The 18013-nt window shown below is 61.8% G+C and carries 11 protein-coding genes; 4 read left to right on the top strand and 7 right to left on the bottom strand.

Annotation, left to right across the window (positions count from 1 at the left end; genetic code table 11):
- Positions 1-124 precede the first annotated feature (124 nt).
- The gene (locus tag BM026_RS07970; RefSeq protein ID WP_093527951.1) at positions 125-1354 is read left to right on the top strand and encodes an acyl-CoA dehydrogenase; all 1230 of its coding nucleotides are present in this window, start codon (positions 125-127) and stop codon (positions 1352-1354) included.
- Between the two features lie 121 nt (positions 1355-1475).
- Here the strand turns inward: BM026_RS07970 and BM026_RS07965 are convergent, their stop codons facing one another.
- On the bottom strand, positions 1476-2807 hold the full coding sequence (locus BM026_RS07965; protein WP_093527948.1) for a substrate-binding domain-containing protein: 1332 nt from the start codon (positions 2805-2807) through the stop codon (positions 1476-1478).
- Positions 2808-2928: 121 nt separating this feature from the next.
- Positions 2929-3741, bottom strand: coding sequence for an exodeoxyribonuclease III (gene xthA, locus BM026_RS07960; RefSeq protein ID WP_093124042.1), 813 nt, complete (start codon positions 3739-3741; stop codon positions 2929-2931).
- Positions 3742-3909: 168 nt separating this feature from the next.
- Between xthA and BM026_RS07955 the strand changes: the two genes are divergently transcribed.
- The 3 genes from BM026_RS07955 to BM026_RS07945 all read left to right on the top strand — a co-directional run bounded on the left by BM026_RS07955 (position 3910) and on the right by BM026_RS07945 (position 10023).
- The gene (locus BM026_RS07955) at positions 3910-4560 is read left to right on the top strand and encodes a GNAT family N-acetyltransferase (RefSeq protein ID WP_071491988.1); all 651 of its coding nucleotides are present in this window, start codon (positions 3910-3912) and stop codon (positions 4558-4560) included.
- 64 nt (positions 4561-4624) lie between these two features.
- Entirely contained in the window at positions 4625-6352 is a 1728-nt protein-coding gene (locus tag BM026_RS07950) for an autotransporter assembly complex protein TamA (RefSeq protein ID WP_092244878.1), read from the top strand.
- Positions 6352-10023 carry a translocation/assembly module TamB domain-containing protein gene (locus BM026_RS07945; protein ID WP_093527945.1) on the top strand — a complete coding sequence of 1224 codons (3672 nt, stop codon included), beginning with the start codon at positions 6352-6354 and terminating at the stop codon, positions 10021-10023. The genes BM026_RS07950 and BM026_RS07945 overlap by 1 nt, the downstream gene beginning before the upstream one ends.
- Before the next feature lie 69 nt (positions 10024-10092).
- Here BM026_RS07945 and BM026_RS07940 read toward each other — a convergent pair whose 3' ends face one another.
- The 5 genes from BM026_RS07940 to BM026_RS07920 form a co-directional block, all read right to left on the bottom strand.
- A complete protein-coding gene (locus BM026_RS07940; RefSeq protein WP_093527942.1) occupies positions 10093-12573 on the bottom strand; it encodes a fimbria/pilus outer membrane usher protein in 2481 nt (826 codons plus the stop codon).
- An 85-nt stretch (positions 12574-12658) separates the two neighbouring features.
- Positions 12659-13408: a fimbrial biogenesis chaperone gene (locus BM026_RS07935; protein ID WP_093512869.1), complete on the bottom strand. Its 750-nt coding sequence runs from the start codon at positions 13406-13408 to the stop codon at positions 12659-12661.
- A gap of 59 nt (positions 13409-13467) precedes the next feature.
- Positions 13468-14058, bottom strand: a complete 591-nt coding sequence (locus BM026_RS07930) for a fimbrial protein (protein ID WP_093124020.1) — start codon at positions 14056-14058, stop codon at positions 13468-13470.
- 84 nt (positions 14059-14142) lie between these two features.
- On the bottom strand, positions 14143-14787 hold the full coding sequence (locus BM026_RS07925; protein ID WP_093124016.1) for a response regulator: 645 nt from the start codon (positions 14785-14787) through the stop codon (positions 14143-14145).
- Positions 14788-14809: 22 nt separating this feature from the next.
- Positions 14810-17968 carry a hybrid sensor histidine kinase/response regulator gene (locus BM026_RS07920; protein ID WP_093527939.1) on the bottom strand — a complete coding sequence of 1053 codons (3159 nt, stop codon included), beginning with the start codon at positions 17966-17968 and terminating at the stop codon, positions 14810-14812.
- Positions 17969-18013: the final 45 nt, after the last annotated feature.

Here is an 18013-nt window from a genome sequence, read left to right as displayed (position 1 = left end):
CATACGTCGATCATATATCGGTGATGAATGTTAATACACGCCGAGAATAGGCTAGGTAAATTATCAACGCTGTTCTAGCATCGATTGCATGACCTAAACAACCTCTCAGAGAAGGGAGCTGCTCATGGATTTCGCCTATTCGCCCAAGGTTCAGGAACTGCGTGAACGCGTCACTGCGTTCATGGACGCTTACGTTTACCCGGCCGAGCCGGTGTTCGAACGCCAGGTCAGCGAAGGCGACCGCTGGCAGCCCACCGCAATCATGGAGGGGTTGAAAGCCAAGGCGAAGGCCGAAGGCCTGTGGAACCTGTTCCTGCCCGAATCCGAACTGGGCGCCGGCCTCACCAACCTCGAATACGCGCCACTGGCCGAAATCATGGGGCGCTCCCTGCTGGGCCCGGAGCCGTTCAACTGTTCCGCCCCCGACACCGGCAATATGGAAGTGCTGGTGCGCTACGCCAACGAAGAACAGAAGCAACGTTGGTTGGAGCCCTTGCTGCGCGGTGAGATCCGCTCAGCCTTCGCCATGACCGAGCCGGACGTCGCTTCCTCGGACGCCACCAACATGGCCGCCCGCGCCGAGCGCCAGGGCGACGAATGGGTGATCAACGGCAAGAAATGGTGGACCTCCGGGGCCTGCGATCCGCGCTGCAAGATCTTGATCTTCATGGGCCTGAGCAACCCGGATGCGCCACGCCACCAGCAGCACTCGATGATCCTGGTGCCAGTGGACACCCCGGGTGTGAAAATCGTGCGCCCGCTGCCGGTGTTCGGCTACGACGACGCGCCCCATGGTCACGCCGAGGTACTCTTCGACAACGTCCGTGTGCCCTATGAAAATGTCCTGCTCGGCGAAGGCCGGGGTTTCGAAATCGCCCAGGGCCGCCTCGGTCCAGGCCGTATCCACCACTGCATGCGCTCCATCGGCATGGCTGAGCGTGCGTTGGAGTTGATGTGCAAACGCTCCGTCAGCCGGACCGCGTTCGGCAAGCCGCTGGCCCGGTTGGGTGGCAATATCGACAAGATTGCCGACTCACGCATGGAGATCGACATGGCGCGCCTGCTGACCCTGAAAGCGGCGTACATGATGGACACCGTGGGCAACAAAGTGGCGAAGAGTGAAATCGCCCAGATCAAGGTAGTGGCGCCGAACGTGGCCTTGCAGGTGATCGACCGCGCAATCCAGATTCACGGCGGCGCCGGCGTTTCCAACGACTTCCCGCTGGCCTACATGTACGCCATGCAACGTACCTTGCGCCTGGCCGATGGCCCGGATGAAGTGCACCGGGCGGCCATCGGCAAGTTCGAGATTGGCAAGTACGTGCCTAAAGAGCTGATGCGCAGCGGGCAGTAACACCGCGTCGCCTGCATCGGGGGCAAGCCCCCTCCCACATTTTGATCTGTGAACACATCCAAGTGTGGGAGGGGGCTTGCCCCCGATGAGGCCGGATCAGGCAATGAAGCTCCATCAGCCCTCAGTAAACCCAAACCTCCACCCGCCGATTCTTGATCCGGCCTTCATCCGCCGTATTCGCCGCCACCGGCATCTGCGCACCCAACCCACGGATATCGCGCAGCACCACGGCGTTCTTCACCAACTCCCGACGCACCGCCATCGCCCGCAACTTTGACAGTAGCGCGGCGCGCTGCGGGTCATCCTTGGCATCGCCAAAGCCCACCAGCGTCACCTGCTTATCCAGCTTGTCGTGGCTCTTCAGATACGCCACCACCCTTTGCAGATCCTGGCGCGCCTTGTTGTCCAGGCTGGCGCTGCCTTCTTCAAAGCGAAAATTCACCGTCAGGCGCTGGGCGTCGCGGGCGATACCCTGATAATCATCGGGCATCGACGGGCGCGGTTGCACGGCGATCGCCTGCACCTGCTGCGCAATAAACCCGTTTGCGGCCACAATCGCCTGGCCCTTGGCGCTCTGGGTAAAGTCCACCAGCGCCTTGGCCCACGGGTTATGCCCGGACGGCGGCAGGTAGAAAAACAACCGGCGTGACAGCGGGTAATCCTCGGTAGCAATCAGGCTGTTGAGCGCCAGCATGGGCTGTGAATCGCCATCCACAATCGCCACGGCTTTGGCCTGGCGTACGTAGGGCAGGCCGATAAAGCCGATACCCTGCGGGTCTTGGCTGACCGCGTCGGACAGCTGCTCGCTGGACTCGAAACGCTTGGCACCCGAGGCAAGCGGCTTGCCACGCAGACGCAATACCAGTTCCTTGAACGTGTCGTAGGTGCCGGATTGATCATCCCGTGCGTACACATGAATGGGGCCGCCCACTCCACCCAGCGCCTCCCAGGTACTGACCTCACCATTGAAAATCTGCGCCAGTTGCTCGGTATTCAGTGTGTTCAACGGGCTCTGCGGGTGGAGGATGATCGCCAGGCCGTCGATGGCAATCACTTGTTCGGCTTCAGGGCTTTTCAGGTCGCCCAGGGGTTCAAGGTCGACCAGTTCACTGTCCTTGATCGGGCGAGACGAGGCGGCGAGATCGGCGCTGGCTTTTTTCAGCGCCGTGAACCCGGTGCTCGATCCGTGGGCCGCGACCTCGATGGTCACGGTCTTGCCTTGGCGCGTCTTGCCGATCACACGCTGTTCATTGACGCCTTCGCCCGGTTCGCTGTGCACCGCCTGCAAGCCCTGATGCTCCATCAGCCCCTTGGCCAGTGCCGGACCCAACGCCGCGCCAATGGTATTGGAGCCCTGGATACGCAGTGCCGGGCCTTGATCGGGAAGGGGCAGGGGAGCGGATACGGCGAAGAGGGGAAAAACGGTCAGCAGTAACAGAACGCGCAGCCTCATGCCGGCACCTTCTCAAGCCAAAGGGAGTGCCGCGAGAATAAGACAGGCAGGTTGCATAAATGTGACGGGTGCGCCGCAAGGCTGAATGTGGGAGGGGCAAGCCCACTCCCACTTTTTGCGATCAGCTCAGTTCCAGCCAGATCGGTGCATGGTCCGAAGGCTTCTCCAGCCCACGCAGCTCGTAATCCACCCCGGCATCCTTGACCCGCGAAAGCAGGCCATTGGAGGCCAGGATCACGTCAATGCGCAGCCCACGCTTGGGCTCGTCTTCAAAGCCCCGGCTGCGGTAGTCGAACCAGCTGAAGCGGTCGGCCACGTCCGGGTTGAGGTGGCGGAAGCTGTCCACCAGGCCCCAGTTTTTCAGGCGAGCCATCCATTCGCGCTCTTCCGGCAGGAAGCTGCATTTGCCGGTCTTGAGCCAACGCTTGGCGTTGTCGGCACCGATGCCGATGTCGCAGTCTTCCGGGGAAATGTTTACGTCGCCCATCACCACCAGCGCCTGGTCGTTGCTGAACTGGCTTTCCAGCAGCTGCTGCAGGTCTTCATAGAAGCGCTGCTTGGCCGGGAACTTGGTCGGGTGGTCGCGGCTTTCGCCCTGGGGGAAGTAGCCGTTCATGATGGTGACCGGGTGGCCGTTCGCGTCGGCGAAGGTGCCCCAGATAAAGCGACGCTGGGCGTCCTCTTCGTCACTGGCAAAGCCTTTGTGCACGCTCAGGGCTTCCTTGCGCGAGAGCAGCGCCACCCCGTAGTGGCCTTTTTGCCCATGGTAGTACACGTGATAGCCAAGGGCCTGCACTTCGGCCAGCGGGAATTGGTCATCGTGGACTTTGGTTTCCTGCAAGCCGATCACGTCGGGCTGGTGCTTTTCAATCAGCGCCGCCAACTGATGAGGGCGGGCGCGCAGCCCGTTGATATTGAAGGAGACGATTTTCATGGTCGGCAGTCCAGTCTGGCAAAAGGGCGATGCTAGCGGACAAGTCGGACGGGGGCCAGCGTGGCGGTAGGGCACATGCACTGCTAATGTCTGGGAACGACTCGTGCTGTGTAGGTTCGTACCCATAAGAACGCTGCCTTTTGAGCCGCGCCCAGGGAGATTGACGGTATGCCGGACACTACAACTGCAATTGCTGAAATTCGCCTGCTCAACAGCGGTTACTCCCGCGAGGCCCGGTCCCTGTTGTACCAGGCCTATCGGCATGAGCCGACCTTCGCCTACATCTTCGAAGCCGAGCGCCCCGGTTATGAACAACGGGTGCGCGCCACCGTGCGCGAGTTGGTCAAGCAGCACTTCTTTCAGAAACTGCCGGCCATCGGCCTGTTCGTCAACGACCGGCTGATCGGCATCGCCCTGATCGCGCCACCGCAGCGGCGCCTGGGCATCACCGAAAGCTGGGCCTGGCAACTGCGCATGTGGCTGAGCACCGGCGTGCGCGGTACACGGCGTTACCTCGACTACCATCACGCGGTGCTGGCGTGCCTGCCCAGTGAGTCGGTACATGTACTGCCGTTGCTGGGCATTCACCCGCAGTTCCAGGGTAAGCATTACGGCGAGCAGTTGCTGGAAGCCGTGCACAATTGGTGTGCCGAAGACCCACATTCATCCGGTGTGGTGCTGGACACTGGGAATTCACGTTACCTGGAGTTCTATAAGCGTCAGGGCTACGAGGAAATCGGTGAAGTAGCGGTAGGCCCGATCCTGGAACATGTGTTTTTCCATCCCAATCCGCAGTCGTTACATGCTGCAACGGCTTAATACAGAATTATTCAGATAAATCCGAGTTCAAAGAGTCTCCCTTGCTCGTGTAGCATCCGCGCCTATGAAGTTTCCAGGAAGATTTACCAGCGGCTTGATTCTGCTGTTCACAAGCTGCGGCGCGTTGGCGCAAAGCGAACTGGACGTGCGGATCAAGCCCTCGAACGACGCGTTGAAAGCCAACATCGAAGGCTATATCGGCGGGGTGGGCGATCGTGATGAAGAGGCCCTGCTGCGGTTCAGCCGTGGCGCCGAGGAGCAGGCGCGCAAAGCTGCCCAGGCCCTTGGCTTCTATCAGCCACAGATCGACAGTGAAGTGAAGGGCGGCAAGAACCCGCGCCTGATCCTCACCATCGACCCCGGCGAACCGGTGCATTTGCGCAACGTGACCATTCGGGTCGACGGCCCCGCCGCAGACCTCAAGACCTTTCGCGTGCCCGTCAGCAACGACCTCAAGGCCGGCGCTGTGCTCAACCACGGCCATTACGAAGACGCCAAGCGCCTGATCCAGAACCAGGCTTCGCGCTACGGCTTTTTCAGCGGGCGCTTCACAAGCCAGAAACTTGCGGTAGACCCGAAGGCCGGTGTCGCCGATATCGAACTCATCTACGACAGCGGCCCGCGCTACACATTGGGCAAAGTCAGCTTCGCCGGCGACACGCCGTTTGACGAAGAGCTGCTGCAACGCATGGTGCCGTTCAAAAGCGGCACGCCCTACGATTCCGAACTGATCGCCGAACTCAACCAGAACCTGCAAGCCAGTGGCTTTTTTGAAGGCGTGCGCGTGGACGCCGCCCCTGCCGCGTCGACCAATGACATCATCCCGGTGGCCGTGCGCCTGGAGACCCGCAAGCCGCGCACCATGGGGCTGGGCCTGGGGTTTTCCACTGACGTCGGCCCGCGTGGCAAAGCCAACTGGACCCGCCACTGGGTCAACCCCCAGGGCCACAGCTATGGTTGGGAAGCCGAGCTGTCGGCGCCGCGGCAGAACGTCGGCCTGTGGTACGACATACCGCTGGACCCACCGCTCACCGATAAACTGCGCTTTGCCGGTGGCTATCAGAACGAAGAAATCGCCAATACCGACACCCTGAGTAAATTGCTCACCGTGGGCCCCGAGTGGCACAGCAAGTTGCCCAGCGGCTGGACCCGGGTGATTTCGCTCAAGTATCAGCGTGAAGAATATCGCCTGGGCAATGACTCCGGCCTGAGCAACCTGGTGATGCCGGGCGTCAGCTATTCCTATCTGCGCAGCGACAACCGCATCGACCCGCACAACGGCTACCGTCTGCAATTCGACACCAAAGTCGCCAAGGAAGGCCTGGGCTCCGATACCAACCTGCTTTACGGCACCGCCATGGTCAAAGGCCTGACCACGCTGTGGGACAACCATCGCTTCCTGGCCCGTGCGCAGGTGGGCGGCAGTGCCACCAACGGCTACAAATCGGTGCCGCCATCGCTGCGTTTCTTTGCCGGTGGCGACCAGAGCGTACGGGGCTATGAGTACCAGACACTGTCGCCGGAGAACGACCGGGGCGATCGCATCGGTGGCCGCTACATGGTGGCCCTGAGCGCCGAGTATCAATATTCCATCGCCGAGAAATGGCGGATCGCGACCTTCGTCGACCAGGGCAACTCGTTCAATACCCTGGAAATGCCCAGCCTTAAAACCGGCGTTGGCGTCGGTATCCGCTGGGTGTCGCCGGTCGGCCCGATCCGCCTGGACCTGGCCCATGCCCTGGAAGACCCGGGCGGCATTCGATTGCACTTTTCCATGGGGCCTGAGCTGTGATGCGTGGTGTGAAAATAGCGGGGTTGGCCGTGGTGGCGAGCCTTGCCGTGTTGTTGCTGGCAGTGTGGGCGCTGCTGGGCACCCAGGCGGGCAGCCGCTGGGTATTGGCCCGCGTGCCGGGCTTGAGTGTCGACAATTTCCAGGGGCATCTGGGCGGCCAATGGAGCGCCGACCATTTGCTGTTGCAGCAGGACAGCAGCCGCATCGAACTCCAGGCGCCCAAGCTGGATTGGTCGCCGGCCTGCCTGTTGCGCCTGACCTTGTGCATCAATCAACTGGACGTCGAGCAAGTCAGCCTGCAATTGCCACCCAGTACCGAGCAGAGCAGCGGCCCGATCGAGCTACCCGACCTGAAACTGCCGCTGGCCATCCAGTTGGGCGACGTTCGCGTCGGCAGCCTGCTGTTCAACGGCAGCGAAGAGCTCAAGGGCCTGCAACTGGCGGCGCATTGGACCGCCGCGGGCATGCAGATTGATTCGGTGCATTTGCAACGCGATGGCCTGGTGCTGGACCTTTCCGGCTTGCTGCAACCCACCGGTGACTGGCCGTTGAGCGCCAGCGGTAACCTTAGCCTGCCCTATGCGCCAGATGATGCACCCTGGACGGTGGCGCTCAAGGTTGAGGGCGACCTGCTCAAGACCCTCAAGCTTGACGCCGACAGCACGGGCTATTTGCCGGCCAAGCTCACGGGAGAACTTCAACCCCTGGTGGAACACCTCCCAGCGCAATTACACATCACCGCCGACGGCTTCAAGCCTAGCGCCGAGCTGCCCGACACCCTGCAACTCAATCAACTCGACCTCACCGCCCAAGGTGATTTGAGCGGTGGCTACCAACTGCAGGGCAAAGCCGTGCTGCCGGCGGAAAAAGGCCCGGTGAACTTGCTGCTGCAAGGCAAGGTCGACGCCAAGGGTGCGCAGATCGCCGGCCTGGACCTGAATGCCGGTGACAAGCAAAGCCTCAAGCTCAGCGCCAATCTGGACTGGCAACAAGGCTTCAGCGCCGATGCCAAGGTCGACTGGCTGGACTTCCCCTGGCATCGCCTCTATCCGGTGATCGACGAGCCGCAAGTCACCCTGCGTACGTTCAATGGCGAGATTTCCTATAAAGACGGCAACTACCTGGGCAATCTCAAGGCCGACCTTGATGGCCCGGCGGGCAAGTTCAATGTGGTCACGCCGTTCAGTGGCGACCTCACGCAAATCTTCCTGCCCGAGCTGAAACTCACAGCCGGCCAGGGCAAGGCCGAGGGTCACCTGAACCTGCAATTTGCCGATGGCATTGCCTGGGACACTGCCCTCGACCTGTCGGCGCTGAACCCGGCGTACTGGGTCGCGGAACTGCCCGGCACCCTGGCCGGGCCGCTGCGCAGCAAGGGCGAGTTCAAGAACGAGCAACTCAAGCTCAATGCCGACCTCGACCTCAAGGGCCGCCTGCGCGGGCAAACCGCGGTGCTGGCGGCCAAGGCCGAAGGCGCGGGCGAGCAGTGGACCCTGGCCAACCTGGACATTCGCCTGGGCGACAACCGCATCAACGGCAGCGGCAGCCTGCAACAACGCCTGGCCGGGCAGATCGATATCAAGCTGGCGCGCCTGGCCCAGTTGTGGCCGCAGTTGCGCGGGCAGGTCAATGGCCGGCTCGACGTGGCCGGCAGCCTCAACGCGCCTCAGGGCAAACTCGCCCTCAAGGGCCAGCAACTGGCGTTTGCCGAGAACCGCCTGCAAAGCCTTACCCTCGATGCCAACCTGGATAACGCCCAGCGCGCCAAAATCGACCTCAAGGGCAGCGGTATCCAGGCCGGCGACACCCAGGTCGGCACCCTGACGGCCAGCGCCCAGGGCGATATCAAGCACCAGAAAGTCCAACTGGACCTGGCCGGCCCTTTGGTCAAGCTGGCCCTGGCATTGGACGGCAATCTCGACAAAGGCAATTGGCGCGGGCGCCTGGCCAGTGGCGACGTCCAAGCCGGCGGCCAGGACTGGAAGCTGCAAACGCCGGCCAAGATCGAACGCATGGCTGATGGCAGGCTGACATTTGCCGCGCACTGCTGGGTGTCCGGCCCCGCCAGCCTGTGCGGCGAAGACCAGCGCCTGATGCCCGAGCCGAAGCTGCGCTACCACCTCAAGCAATTCCCCATCGACAGCCTGGCGGCGTTCCTGCCCAAGGATTTTGCCTGGCAGGGCAAGCTCAATGCCGACCTGCAACTGGACCTCCCGGACAGCGGCCCCAAAGGCATGGTCTCGGTGGACGCCAGTGGCGGCACCCTGCGCGTCAAGGACAAGGACCAGTGGCTGGATTTCCCCTATGACACGCTGAAACTGGAAACCACCCTCAACCCCAAGCGCATCGACACGCAGCTCAACTTCCGTGGCGGCAAGTTGGGTGAATTGATGGTGCAGGCGCAACTCAACCCGTTGCCGAAAAACAAACCGATCACCGGCAATTTCAACCTGGCCGGCCTCGACCTTTCCGTGGCGCGGCCGTTTGTGCCGATGGTGGAAACCCTTAGCGGCAAGCTCAATGGTAATGGCCGTATTTCCGGTGGCTTGCTGGCGCCCCAGGTCAACGGCAACGTCAACCTGGTGGGCGGCGAGATCTCCGGGCCGGAACTGCCCATCAGCCTGGAAGGCCTGAATGTGCAGGCGCTGATTGCCGGCGAAAGCGTGCAGCTCAACGGCGCCTGGCACAGTGGCAAGGCCGGGCAGGGCAGCCTCAAGGGTCAGATCGACTGGGGCAAGGCGCTGGTGGTGGACCTCAGTTTGCAAGGCTCGCAGTTGCCGGTCACGGTCGAACCTTACGCCGTACTGGAAGTGGCGCCCGACCTGAAAATCAGCCTGAAGAACGACAAGCTGGCCATCGCCGGCAACGTGCACATCCCACGTGGCGACATCACTGTGCGCGAGCTGCCGCCGTCGACGGTCAAGGTTTCCGATGACACGGTGATCATCGGCAGCCAGACCGAGGAGGGCAAACCACCGATGGCCATGGCGATGGATATCAACGTGGTGGTGGGCGAAGACAAGCTCAACTTCTCGGGCTTCGGCCTCACCGCCAAGGTCCAGGGCCAGGTGCACATCGGCGACAACCTCGACACCCGGGGCGAGCTATGGCTCAACGATGGCCGCTACCGCGCCTATGGCCAGAAGCTCGATGTGCGGCGTGCGCGGCTGTTGTTTGCCGGGCCGCTGGACCAGCCGTTCCTGGATATCGAAGCGATTCGCAAGACGGGCGATGTGGTCGCCGGTATCCGCCTCAGTGGCAGCGCGGAACAGCCCACCACGCAAATCTTCTCCGAACCGGCCATGAGCCAGGAACAGGCGCTGTCCTACCTGGTGCTGGGGCGTCCGCTGAGCACCAGCGGTGAAGACAACAACATGCTGGCCCAGGCTGCGCTGGGCCTGGGTTTGATGGGCAGTGCCGGGGTCACCTCGGACCTGGCGAAGAACCTGGGCATCCAGGACTTTGAACTCGACACCCAGGGCAGCGGCAATAACACCGCCGTGGTGGCCAGCGGCAAGATCACCGAGAAACTCAGCCTGCGGTATGGGGTAGGCGTGTTCGAACCGGCCAGCACCATTGCCTTGCGCTACCTGTTGAGCAAGAAGGTGTACCTGGAAGTGGCGAGCGGCGTGGCCAGCTCCCTGGATATTTTCTACAAACGTGACTTCTAAGCCACACAGGGACAAAAATGTGGAAAGGGGCAAGCCCCCTCCCACATTTGATCAGTGGCGTTGATGGATTTATGGCAAGCAGGTCAGGGTCGCCTGCTCATAGTTCAGCGCCTTATTGCGCTCGCCCAGCGTATACGGCGCCTGGCATTGCTGGTCACCCCACTTGATCACCAACGTACCGGCATCCTCTTCGATCAATGCCAATGCCTTGCCGCTAGGGTCGGACATCGCGATCTGCTTGCCCGCAACATTCTCCAGCGACGCACCAAACGGGATGGGCTGGTGATGCGTGTCGAACAGCGCAAACTGCACGCGCCGCCCGCTCTTGCTGGTATAGCGGGCCACCACCACGGCCCCACGACGAGGCACGACCTGCTGGGTGGCGTTATCGATTTCAATGTCAGCGCCCAGGTCACGGGTGTCCAGGCTGATCCAGTTCACCCGGTAAGGCTGCGCATTGGGGATCACTGCATAGCCGTTACGGGCGGTCTTAGCCCCGGAAAAGCTGCCGATCTTCACGCCCTGCACGCCGTCGACGTGCGCCAGCGCAAAGGTCTCGCCCACGGTCTGGCCCAGGTTGATACCGCCTGGGTGGGCCACCACCGACCCCGCCACGTTGAGGTTCTGCGCGCTGTACCCACGGCCCTGGCTGTAGCCGCCGCTGATGTCCATCAACGAGGTGCGGGTACTGAGGTTGGCCGAGCCGGTGCTGCCGCCTGTGCTGCTGTTACCGCCTTGCAATGAGTAATAGGTGTCGCTGTTTTCGGTCAGGTAGCCGTTGACGCCCAGTTGCGTGGTGTCGCTGCCTTTCTGCGTGCTGGCCGACATAAAGGCCCTCGGCGCGCGGGGCTTTGAGCCCAGCGGAAAGGATACGGACAGGTTGATCAGCGTGTCGTTGTTCGACGCCCCGTAGTTGCCCACGTCCTTGGTATGCGTGGCGCTGAGGTTGTAGCTCACGTCGCCCCAGTAGTTGCTGTAGCCCGTCGACAGGCTTCGCGAACCGCCGCGTCCCCAGTAGCGCTGGTCGCTGGCATTTACGTACACACTGCCGAACTGCTGGTTGCGGCCCAGGCTCTGGTTGATGGTCAGGTCGGTGCGGGTCTTGGAGTTGCCGTTGCGTTTTTGGCCCTCATTGCTGAGTTCCTCGACGTGGTCGGCGAGGGTGCGATAGCCCTCGGTCGAATACCGATAGGCCGCCAGGGTGAAGTTGGTGTCGGTGCCGGTAAAGGTCTTGGCGTATAACGCGCGCACGCTGTTGCCCGTGACCTGCTGGCCGAACGTGCGGCTGACGGAGTGGGTCATGTCCAGCGATACCGCGCCGATCGACGTGTTGCGTCCAGCCCCCACGGACAACGCCTGGAAGTCCTGCGTGGCTTGTACGCCGACAATCCCCGACAGGTTGCTGCTGATGCCATAGGCCAGGGTGCTGCTGACAAATTGCGGTTTTTCTTGCCCGTCGTCATTGCTGTTGTACTGGCCGGCGGAGAGGCTGTATTTCAACTGGCCTTCACGCACCATGATCGGCAGGCTGGAAAATGCCTGCACCGTGACCCGGCGACGGCCGTCAGCCTCGATGACCGTCACTTCCAGGTCGCCGTTGGAGCCGCTGGGGTAAATGTCGCTGATCTCGAACGGGCCCGGCGGCACGTTGGCGGTGTAGAGGATGTAATTGTTCTGGCGGATTTCCACCGTGGCGCTCGATTGCGCAATGCCACGGATGATCGGCGCGTAGCCACGCTCGCTGTCGGCGCGCATGCCGTCGTCGGAGGCCAGCTTGAGACCGCGATAGCGCACGCTGTCGAACAGGTCGGTGTCCGAGAAAATATCCCCGGCACTGAACTGGCCCTTCAAGGCAGTCACGTCATGTTGCAGGTAGGTGCGGTTGCTCTTGAACGTACTGGGGCGGTCGGTGCTGCTGTTGAAGTTCGATTCGTTGCGCAGGCGCCACGCGCCCAGGTTGATGCCGTTGCGCAAGCCCAGGTTATTCGAGAGCGTGGTATCGGCGTCAGTACTGTTGCGGTTGCTGCTCAATTGGTAATTGATGAACGCCGCAGGCACGCCTTCGTCCCACAGCGCAGGGTCGACGTAGCCGCGCCGCCCACGCTCCATGGCGCGTTGAGGCACGCTGACCAGCAGGCGCAGGCGAGGTACGTCGTAGCGCACGCTGGCATGCTCGATCAAGGCAGGCAGGTCCAGGCAGGCATGCGGGTCGGTATCGACGAGCTTGCCGCTGGCCTGTAATGCGCCGATATCGACGCCCACTTGCTGCAGCATCTCCAGGGTCAGGCAGGCCTCGACCTTGCCGTTTTGCGGGTTGCGCTGAAAGTCGATATCGCGCCGACCAACCAGGGTTTCATTGCCGTACAGGTCAACCCGGTAAGTACCGGGCAGTACGCTGCTGCTGGCGAGCAGCGTGTGCAAATCGACGTCAGCCGCCGCACCTTGCAAAAACGAAGTATTGAATTGTTCGTCGCCATCGGCCTGGCACAATGAGGTGAAGCCCAGGGCAATCAATAACGGCGCCAATCCATCGCGCTTGAATAAAAACATGCAGGAACCCTATATCACCTCCGATACGAACTAACGGAGCGAAGAGAAATACAGTGAAAGTGCGGCTGCGCGAACGTCAGGCGCTTTATGGTGATTCTGTGTTCAAACTTGCTGATGTAGGCGCGCCGTTAACCAGTTGCGCGGAATAACGATCTTGCGCGCCATAGTCGTTAATGCTGCCGAATATCAAGCGTGACGGCTGGCTTGAATTAAGTTGTTTAAGATTGAACTCTTTTAGTTCGCCCGGCCCAATCATTAGCGAATCGAACGGGTGTTCACTGACAGTACCGGCTTGCAGGGTAATGTCGGCAATCGACACGTGATAAATCCCCGGGTTGGTGACCCGCAGCACGTGCTTGCCGTCGTGCTCGGCCAACTGCCAGAGCAGTTCGGTCGGTGCCAGGTAGGCGTTGTTTTTCAAGCCGGCGGGGCGAAAGAACACCTTGATGCGCTGGCGCACGGCAAGCTGCAAGGTGTTCTGGGTTTTCGAGGCCTGGGGGATTTCCTGCACGTTGAGCCACACCACCGATTCCCGGTCGGTGGGCAAGCCGGCGCCAGCATAAATTACCCGCAACAGCTGTTGCTCATTGGCCGTGACCCGCGCCAGCGGTGGGGTAACGGCAAACGGCACGGTGCCGGCAGCAGCGCTGTCGGTGTCGACCCAGGATTGGATCAGCACGTCTTCACCGTTGTTACGCACTGTGATACCGGCTTCTTTGTGTTGGCCATCGAACACCAGCCGTGTGCTGCTCAACGAAATGCCGGCCGTGGCCTGGCTGACCGCAAGCAGGCCCAGCAGGCCCGCGCAGAGGGACAGAGAATGACGAAATAACATGATGGCTACCACTACGTTCGAGAGGTGTGCGGGGCCCGAAGGCCCCGCGACGCTGGGGGTTATTCGTATTGCAGGGTGAATGGCAGGGTGGCGTCGCCGCGACCCGCTACGACGGATGCAATGTCGGCCGTGGTGACATAGGCGGCCGAGAATTTCAGCGTGGTGTTGCTGTCCTGCAGGGTGTTTTCGATCTTCGCGGTGGTCGGCGAGCTCAGGTCGATCAGCGCGCCGTTTGCGTCAAGCAGCGCGATACCGACGTTCTTGGCTGAGCCCAGGCCGTCGATCAGCTTCAACACTTTGGTGCCGGCAACGATGCCCGAACCTGCGCCTTTGGTCGGTTCGAAGATCATCGCCACCTTGGTGCCGGCGTTGCAGCTGATCTTCATGTCGAAGTTCTCGGCGCTCAGAGTGCCGCTACCTTTTGGCGCGGTCGCGGTGCCCATGTCCTTGATGGACACTTCACCCATGTTGATCGAGATGGTTTTGTTCAGACCAGCGCCTTCAACGGAACAGGCATCATTGTTGATGCTGCCGGTGAAACTGATGGTGCCGCTGCCGGCTTTGGTTGGCGCGGTGGGTTCGCCGGCGGCGAATGCATTAACTGCGGCAAATACCGACAGAGCCAAGAGTGCGCGAGAGAACTGCTTCATGTTGTTTTTCCATGGTTGGGGTTAAAACAACACAATAAGGCGCAGGCCCTGAGTGGGACATCAGACGATCCCTAGAAGTGAACGTTAGTTAAACAAGTTGCGCTCTATGCAATAAGCCAATAAGTCCTGGTCGCTGCTGACCTCCAACTTGCGCATGGCCGCGACTTTTTGCGTGCTGATGGTTTTGGCGCTGCGGTTCAATCCACGGGCAATCTCATTGACGCTTTGCCCGGAGACAAACAGCCGCAGAATCTCATGCTCCTTGGGTGACAACCGGGTGAAGCGCTGGTCGAGGTCGAACGACTCCAGCACCGAGGTCGGCCGCGGCCCATTGCTGCGAATCGGGTTGCCGCGCGCGATGGCCTTGAGCGCAGCCTGGATCTCCACGTGCAGCTGGTTTTTCTGGATCACGGCGAGGACACCCAGTTCCTGCAACCGTGTGAGGATCAGTGGGTTGGAGATCATGGTCAGCACCAGCACGCGCACCCTGGGAAAGTGTCGTACCAGGTATTCCAACAGCTTCAGGCCATCGCCGTAGGGCGAGTCTGCCGGCATGTTGAAGTCGGTGATCACCAGATCCACCTCGGTGTTTTCCAGCAACGTCACCAGTTCGTTGGAGCACACGGCTTCGCCCACCACGCGAAAGCGCTCATCACGCTCGACCAGTTCCCGCACCCCGACCAGCACGATGGGGTGATCGTCTGCGATGACTACGTTGAGGGTTTCCATGGGTTTTTTATCCAGAGTGAAGTTATTCAAGGGTGTCGAGCAATGCCGTGAGGCGCGCGAGGTGCTGCCGTACTTCCAAGGCCAGGGCCGGTGTGACCGCCATGCCGGTCAGGCGTAGCTCCAAACTGACAAAGGCGCTGGCCATATCGTCCAACTGCACCGCGCCCAGAGCGCCGGCCATGCTGTGCAGTTGCTGCGCCGCGCCATTGGCGTCCCGATTGTCCAGCGCGGTCAAGGTAGTCTGTACGTCCTGGCGCAGCGTGGTGACAAACAGCTCACGCATCCTGGGCGACAACGGCGGCATGTCGACCACCGCCGGTATTTCGATCTTGCAGTGTTGTTCCAGCTGCGTACGCAAAGCGGCGAGGCTCAGGGGCTTGACCATCCACGCGTTCATGCCGACAGCGGCGCAATGCTCGCCTTCTTCGCGCAGGGCATTGGCGGTCACCCCGATGATCGGCAGTACGGCATCCTGTCGGCGCAAGGCTTCGGTCAGTTGGTAGCCGTTCATCACCGGCATATTCACGTCGGTCAGCACCAGGTCGAAGCGTCCCGGCAGCCACTGCATCAGCGCCTGTTCGCCGTTGGCCGCCACGACCACCTGGCAACCCAGGGCTTCCAATTGTTCTTTGATAATGGCCGCGTTGATTACATTGTCTTCGGCCACCAGCACCTGCAGGTTCAGTGGTTGCGCGTTGGCGGACGGTACGCGGCGTGGGCCTGCTTCGGCGCCATGCTGCGCCCGGTAGATCGCCCAGGCAATGGCGCGCACATTGTCGGCGTCGACGCTCCAGTCGGCACCGCACGGTTGCGCCGGGTCGGGCCCGCCCGCCGAGGCGATGATGCGCATGCCGGGCCATGCCAGGTCCTGGGCGAAATCCACCAGCAGCGCGTTAGCCGGCATCTCGGCTGACAGCGCACGGCTGGGAAGCCCCAGGCGATTGAGCCAGTTGATCAGGTGCTGCGCCCGTTCGGATTCCTGTGCGCGTACGTAGACAGGCGGCAGGCCGGGGCTGAACGGCGGGCAATCGGCCAGGCTGCCGGGAACGACCTGTAATGCGACCTGCAAGGTAAAGCTGCTGCCCAGCCCGGGCTCACTCACCACATTCAACTGGCCGTGCATCAGCTCGCACAGCCATTTGCAGATTGCCAGGCCCAGCCCGGCACCGGCCTGGCTGGCGGCATCTTCGGCCTGGTAGAAGGGGTCGAAAAGCTGGTGTTGCTGCGCCTGGGAAATGCCCACGCCGGAATCGCTGACCTGCCATTGCAGGCTCACCTGGTCGTCGCTGGTTTGCAGGACACGCAGGCGCAGCACCACGCGCCCGTTATCGGTGAACTTGATCGCGTTGCTCAGCAGGTTGTTGAGGATCTGGCGGATACGCTGCGGGTCACCGCGCAGTCGGTCCGGCAGGTTCGCGTCGATGCAGGCATACAGCTGCAAGCCCTTGGCGCGGGCGAAGGCGCTGTAGGTGCGCACGCTGTCCTCGCTCAGTTCCAGGGGGCAGAAGTCCTGAAGTTCGAGGGTCATTTGCCCGGCTTCGATCTTTGACACATCCAGCACGTCGCTGATCAGTTGGAACAGGGAGGTGGAGGAGCGCTGGATGGTCTGCAGGTAATCCTGCTGGCGTGGTGCGAGCGAGGTCAGGCCGAGCAGCTCCAGAGTGCCTAGCACGCCGTACAGTGGTGTGCGGATTTCATGGCTCATGGTCGCGAGGAAGCGACTCTTGGCCAGGTTCGCCGAATCGGCCGCCTGACGCGCTTCCTCCAGAGCGGCAGCATCTTCGATATGCCGGGTAACATCGTGCACCGCGCACAACCACGCGTCCTGGCCTTGGTAACGGGTGGGCACGAAGGCCACGTGCAGGTGGCGGCCGTCACTTTCAAGGTCGGCCTGGCCCGGCGTGGTGCGCGGCTGCTGCTTGAGCAAGTCGAATAATGCGCGGGCGTCCTGCCATTGCTGGGCACGGCGGTTTTGCAGGAGCACGTGATGATCGCTGCGGCGGATCACGCACAGGCCGGTCGGCGCGGTGTCGATGACCGCGCGGCTGAACGCCTCGCTTTCGGCGATGCTCGCGTGGGCTTGATGGGCGGGCAACACCACTCGCGCCGTGTACCAACGGTTGAAGGCGCGGCCACAGCCCAGCATCGCCAGCACCACGACCAGCAGGCACAGCAGTGGCCACATCGCGTAATCGAGGAAACGTTGCAGGCTGATCACGTAGATCGCTGTCCAGGGCTGCCCGCCCTGGCTGGTCAGTTTGAACACCAGGCCGTCACGGGTGACGTTCACACCTTCGTTCAGCACCTGGCCGGGCGTTACTGCACCGGTCAGGACAACTCCGTCGGGGGTGATCAAGGTGAAGTTGTCGTAGATCGACCACTGCATCAAGCGCTCGATGTTATTGACCTTGGCCAGGTCCAGCAGAGAGGCCACCACCACCCAGGTGTTGGCGCCGTCGATGGTCAGCGCGGTCGAGGCCAGGTTGATGTCGACATAGCCCAGCAGCACGGGCGCACCGTTGTGATCGGGTGCGGCGGCGTAGGGTTCCCAGTGCACTTGATGATCCGTCCGCGACGAATTCTTTGCGTGCAGGCGTTCGTTCAACTGGGTCAGCACGTCCAGCAGCGCACCGACGGGCACCTGGCCGCCATCGCGCAGCCGGCCGGTGGCGGGCACGCTGATGTCGAAGTTGTCCGGTCCGTTGACCACCATTACCTGGGGCGACTGATAGTGAGAGGCGGACCAGAATGCGCTGTAGTAAGCCGACAAGTAGGTGCCGAGGGCGAACACCTTGGGGTGCTCGGCGGCGGCGATCTTGTCCGGGTTGATTTTCAGGCTGTAGGGCAGGGAAAACGGCAGCCCGCGACCCTCATAGATATTCGGTCCTTCTTCGGGCAGCGGCTTTTGCGCAACGGGTGGGAGCAGGGCCGAAGGGTTGAGTTCGCCCTTGATACTGCCCCGCGAGACATCGCGCAGGAAGGCTTCCTGCTCGTGGATATTCTCCATCAGCCGGGCGAAATGGAATTGCAGGGTTTCATGCTGCTCCTGGACCATGCGTTGCACCCCCAGGCAGCTGATACCCAGCAGCAACAGCACCAAGGCTCCCAATACCAGCAAGCCTTTGTTCAGGCGCAGTGAACTGCTGGTGAGTTTCTCCAGGAAGGCATTGGGGTGATGCATGACGCGGTGACCTCGCAAGCTAACGGCGTTGTTCCACACCCGGCA

It is taken from the genome of Pseudomonas sp. NFPP24, from assembly GCF_900112095.1.
In the GTDB taxonomy this organism is placed as follows: Bacteria; Pseudomonadota; Gammaproteobacteria; order Pseudomonadales; family Pseudomonadaceae; genus Aquipseudomonas; species Aquipseudomonas extremorientalis.
The sequence above is the reverse complement of the archived record's forward strand: the minus strand, read 5'-3'. Positions and strand labels throughout refer to the sequence as shown.

Excerpts from the sequence above, each read along its gene's own strand:
- BM026_RS07920 (WP_093527939.1), bottom strand. The coding sequence starts at position 17,968 with ATGCATCACCCCAATGCCTTCCTGGAGAAACTCACCAGCAGTTCACTG.
- BM026_RS07945 (WP_093527945.1), top strand. The coding sequence starts at position 6,352 with ATGCGTGGTGTGAAAATAGCGGGGTTGGCCGTGGTGGCGAGCCTTGCC.
- BM026_RS07970 (WP_093527951.1), top strand. The coding sequence starts at position 125 with ATGGATTTCGCCTATTCGCCCAAGGTTCAGGAACTGCGTGAACGCGTC.
- BM026_RS07930 (WP_093124020.1), bottom strand. The coding sequence starts at position 14,058 with ATGAAGCAGTTCTCTCGCGCACTCTTGGCTCTGTCGGTATTTGCCGCA.
- BM026_RS07940 (WP_093527942.1), bottom strand. The coding sequence starts at position 12,573 with ATGTTTTTATTCAAGCGCGATGGATTGGCGCCGTTATTGATTGCCCTG.
- BM026_RS07925 (WP_093124016.1), bottom strand. The coding sequence starts at position 14,787 with ATGGAAACCCTCAACGTAGTCATCGCAGACGATCACCCCATCGTGCTG.
- BM026_RS07935 (WP_093512869.1), bottom strand. The coding sequence starts at position 13,408 with ATGTTATTTCGTCATTCTCTGTCCCTCTGCGCGGGCCTGCTGGGCCTG.
- BM026_RS07965 (WP_093527948.1), bottom strand. The coding sequence starts at position 2,807 with ATGAGGCTGCGCGTTCTGTTACTGCTGACCGTTTTTCCCCTCTTCGCC.
- BM026_RS07955 (WP_071491988.1), top strand. The coding sequence starts at position 3,910 with ATGCCGGACACTACAACTGCAATTGCTGAAATTCGCCTGCTCAACAGC.
- xthA (WP_093124042.1), bottom strand. The coding sequence starts at position 3,741 with ATGAAAATCGTCTCCTTCAATATCAACGGGCTGCGCGCCCGCCCTCAT.
- BM026_RS07950 (WP_092244878.1), top strand. The coding sequence starts at position 4,625 with ATGAAGTTTCCAGGAAGATTTACCAGCGGCTTGATTCTGCTGTTCACA.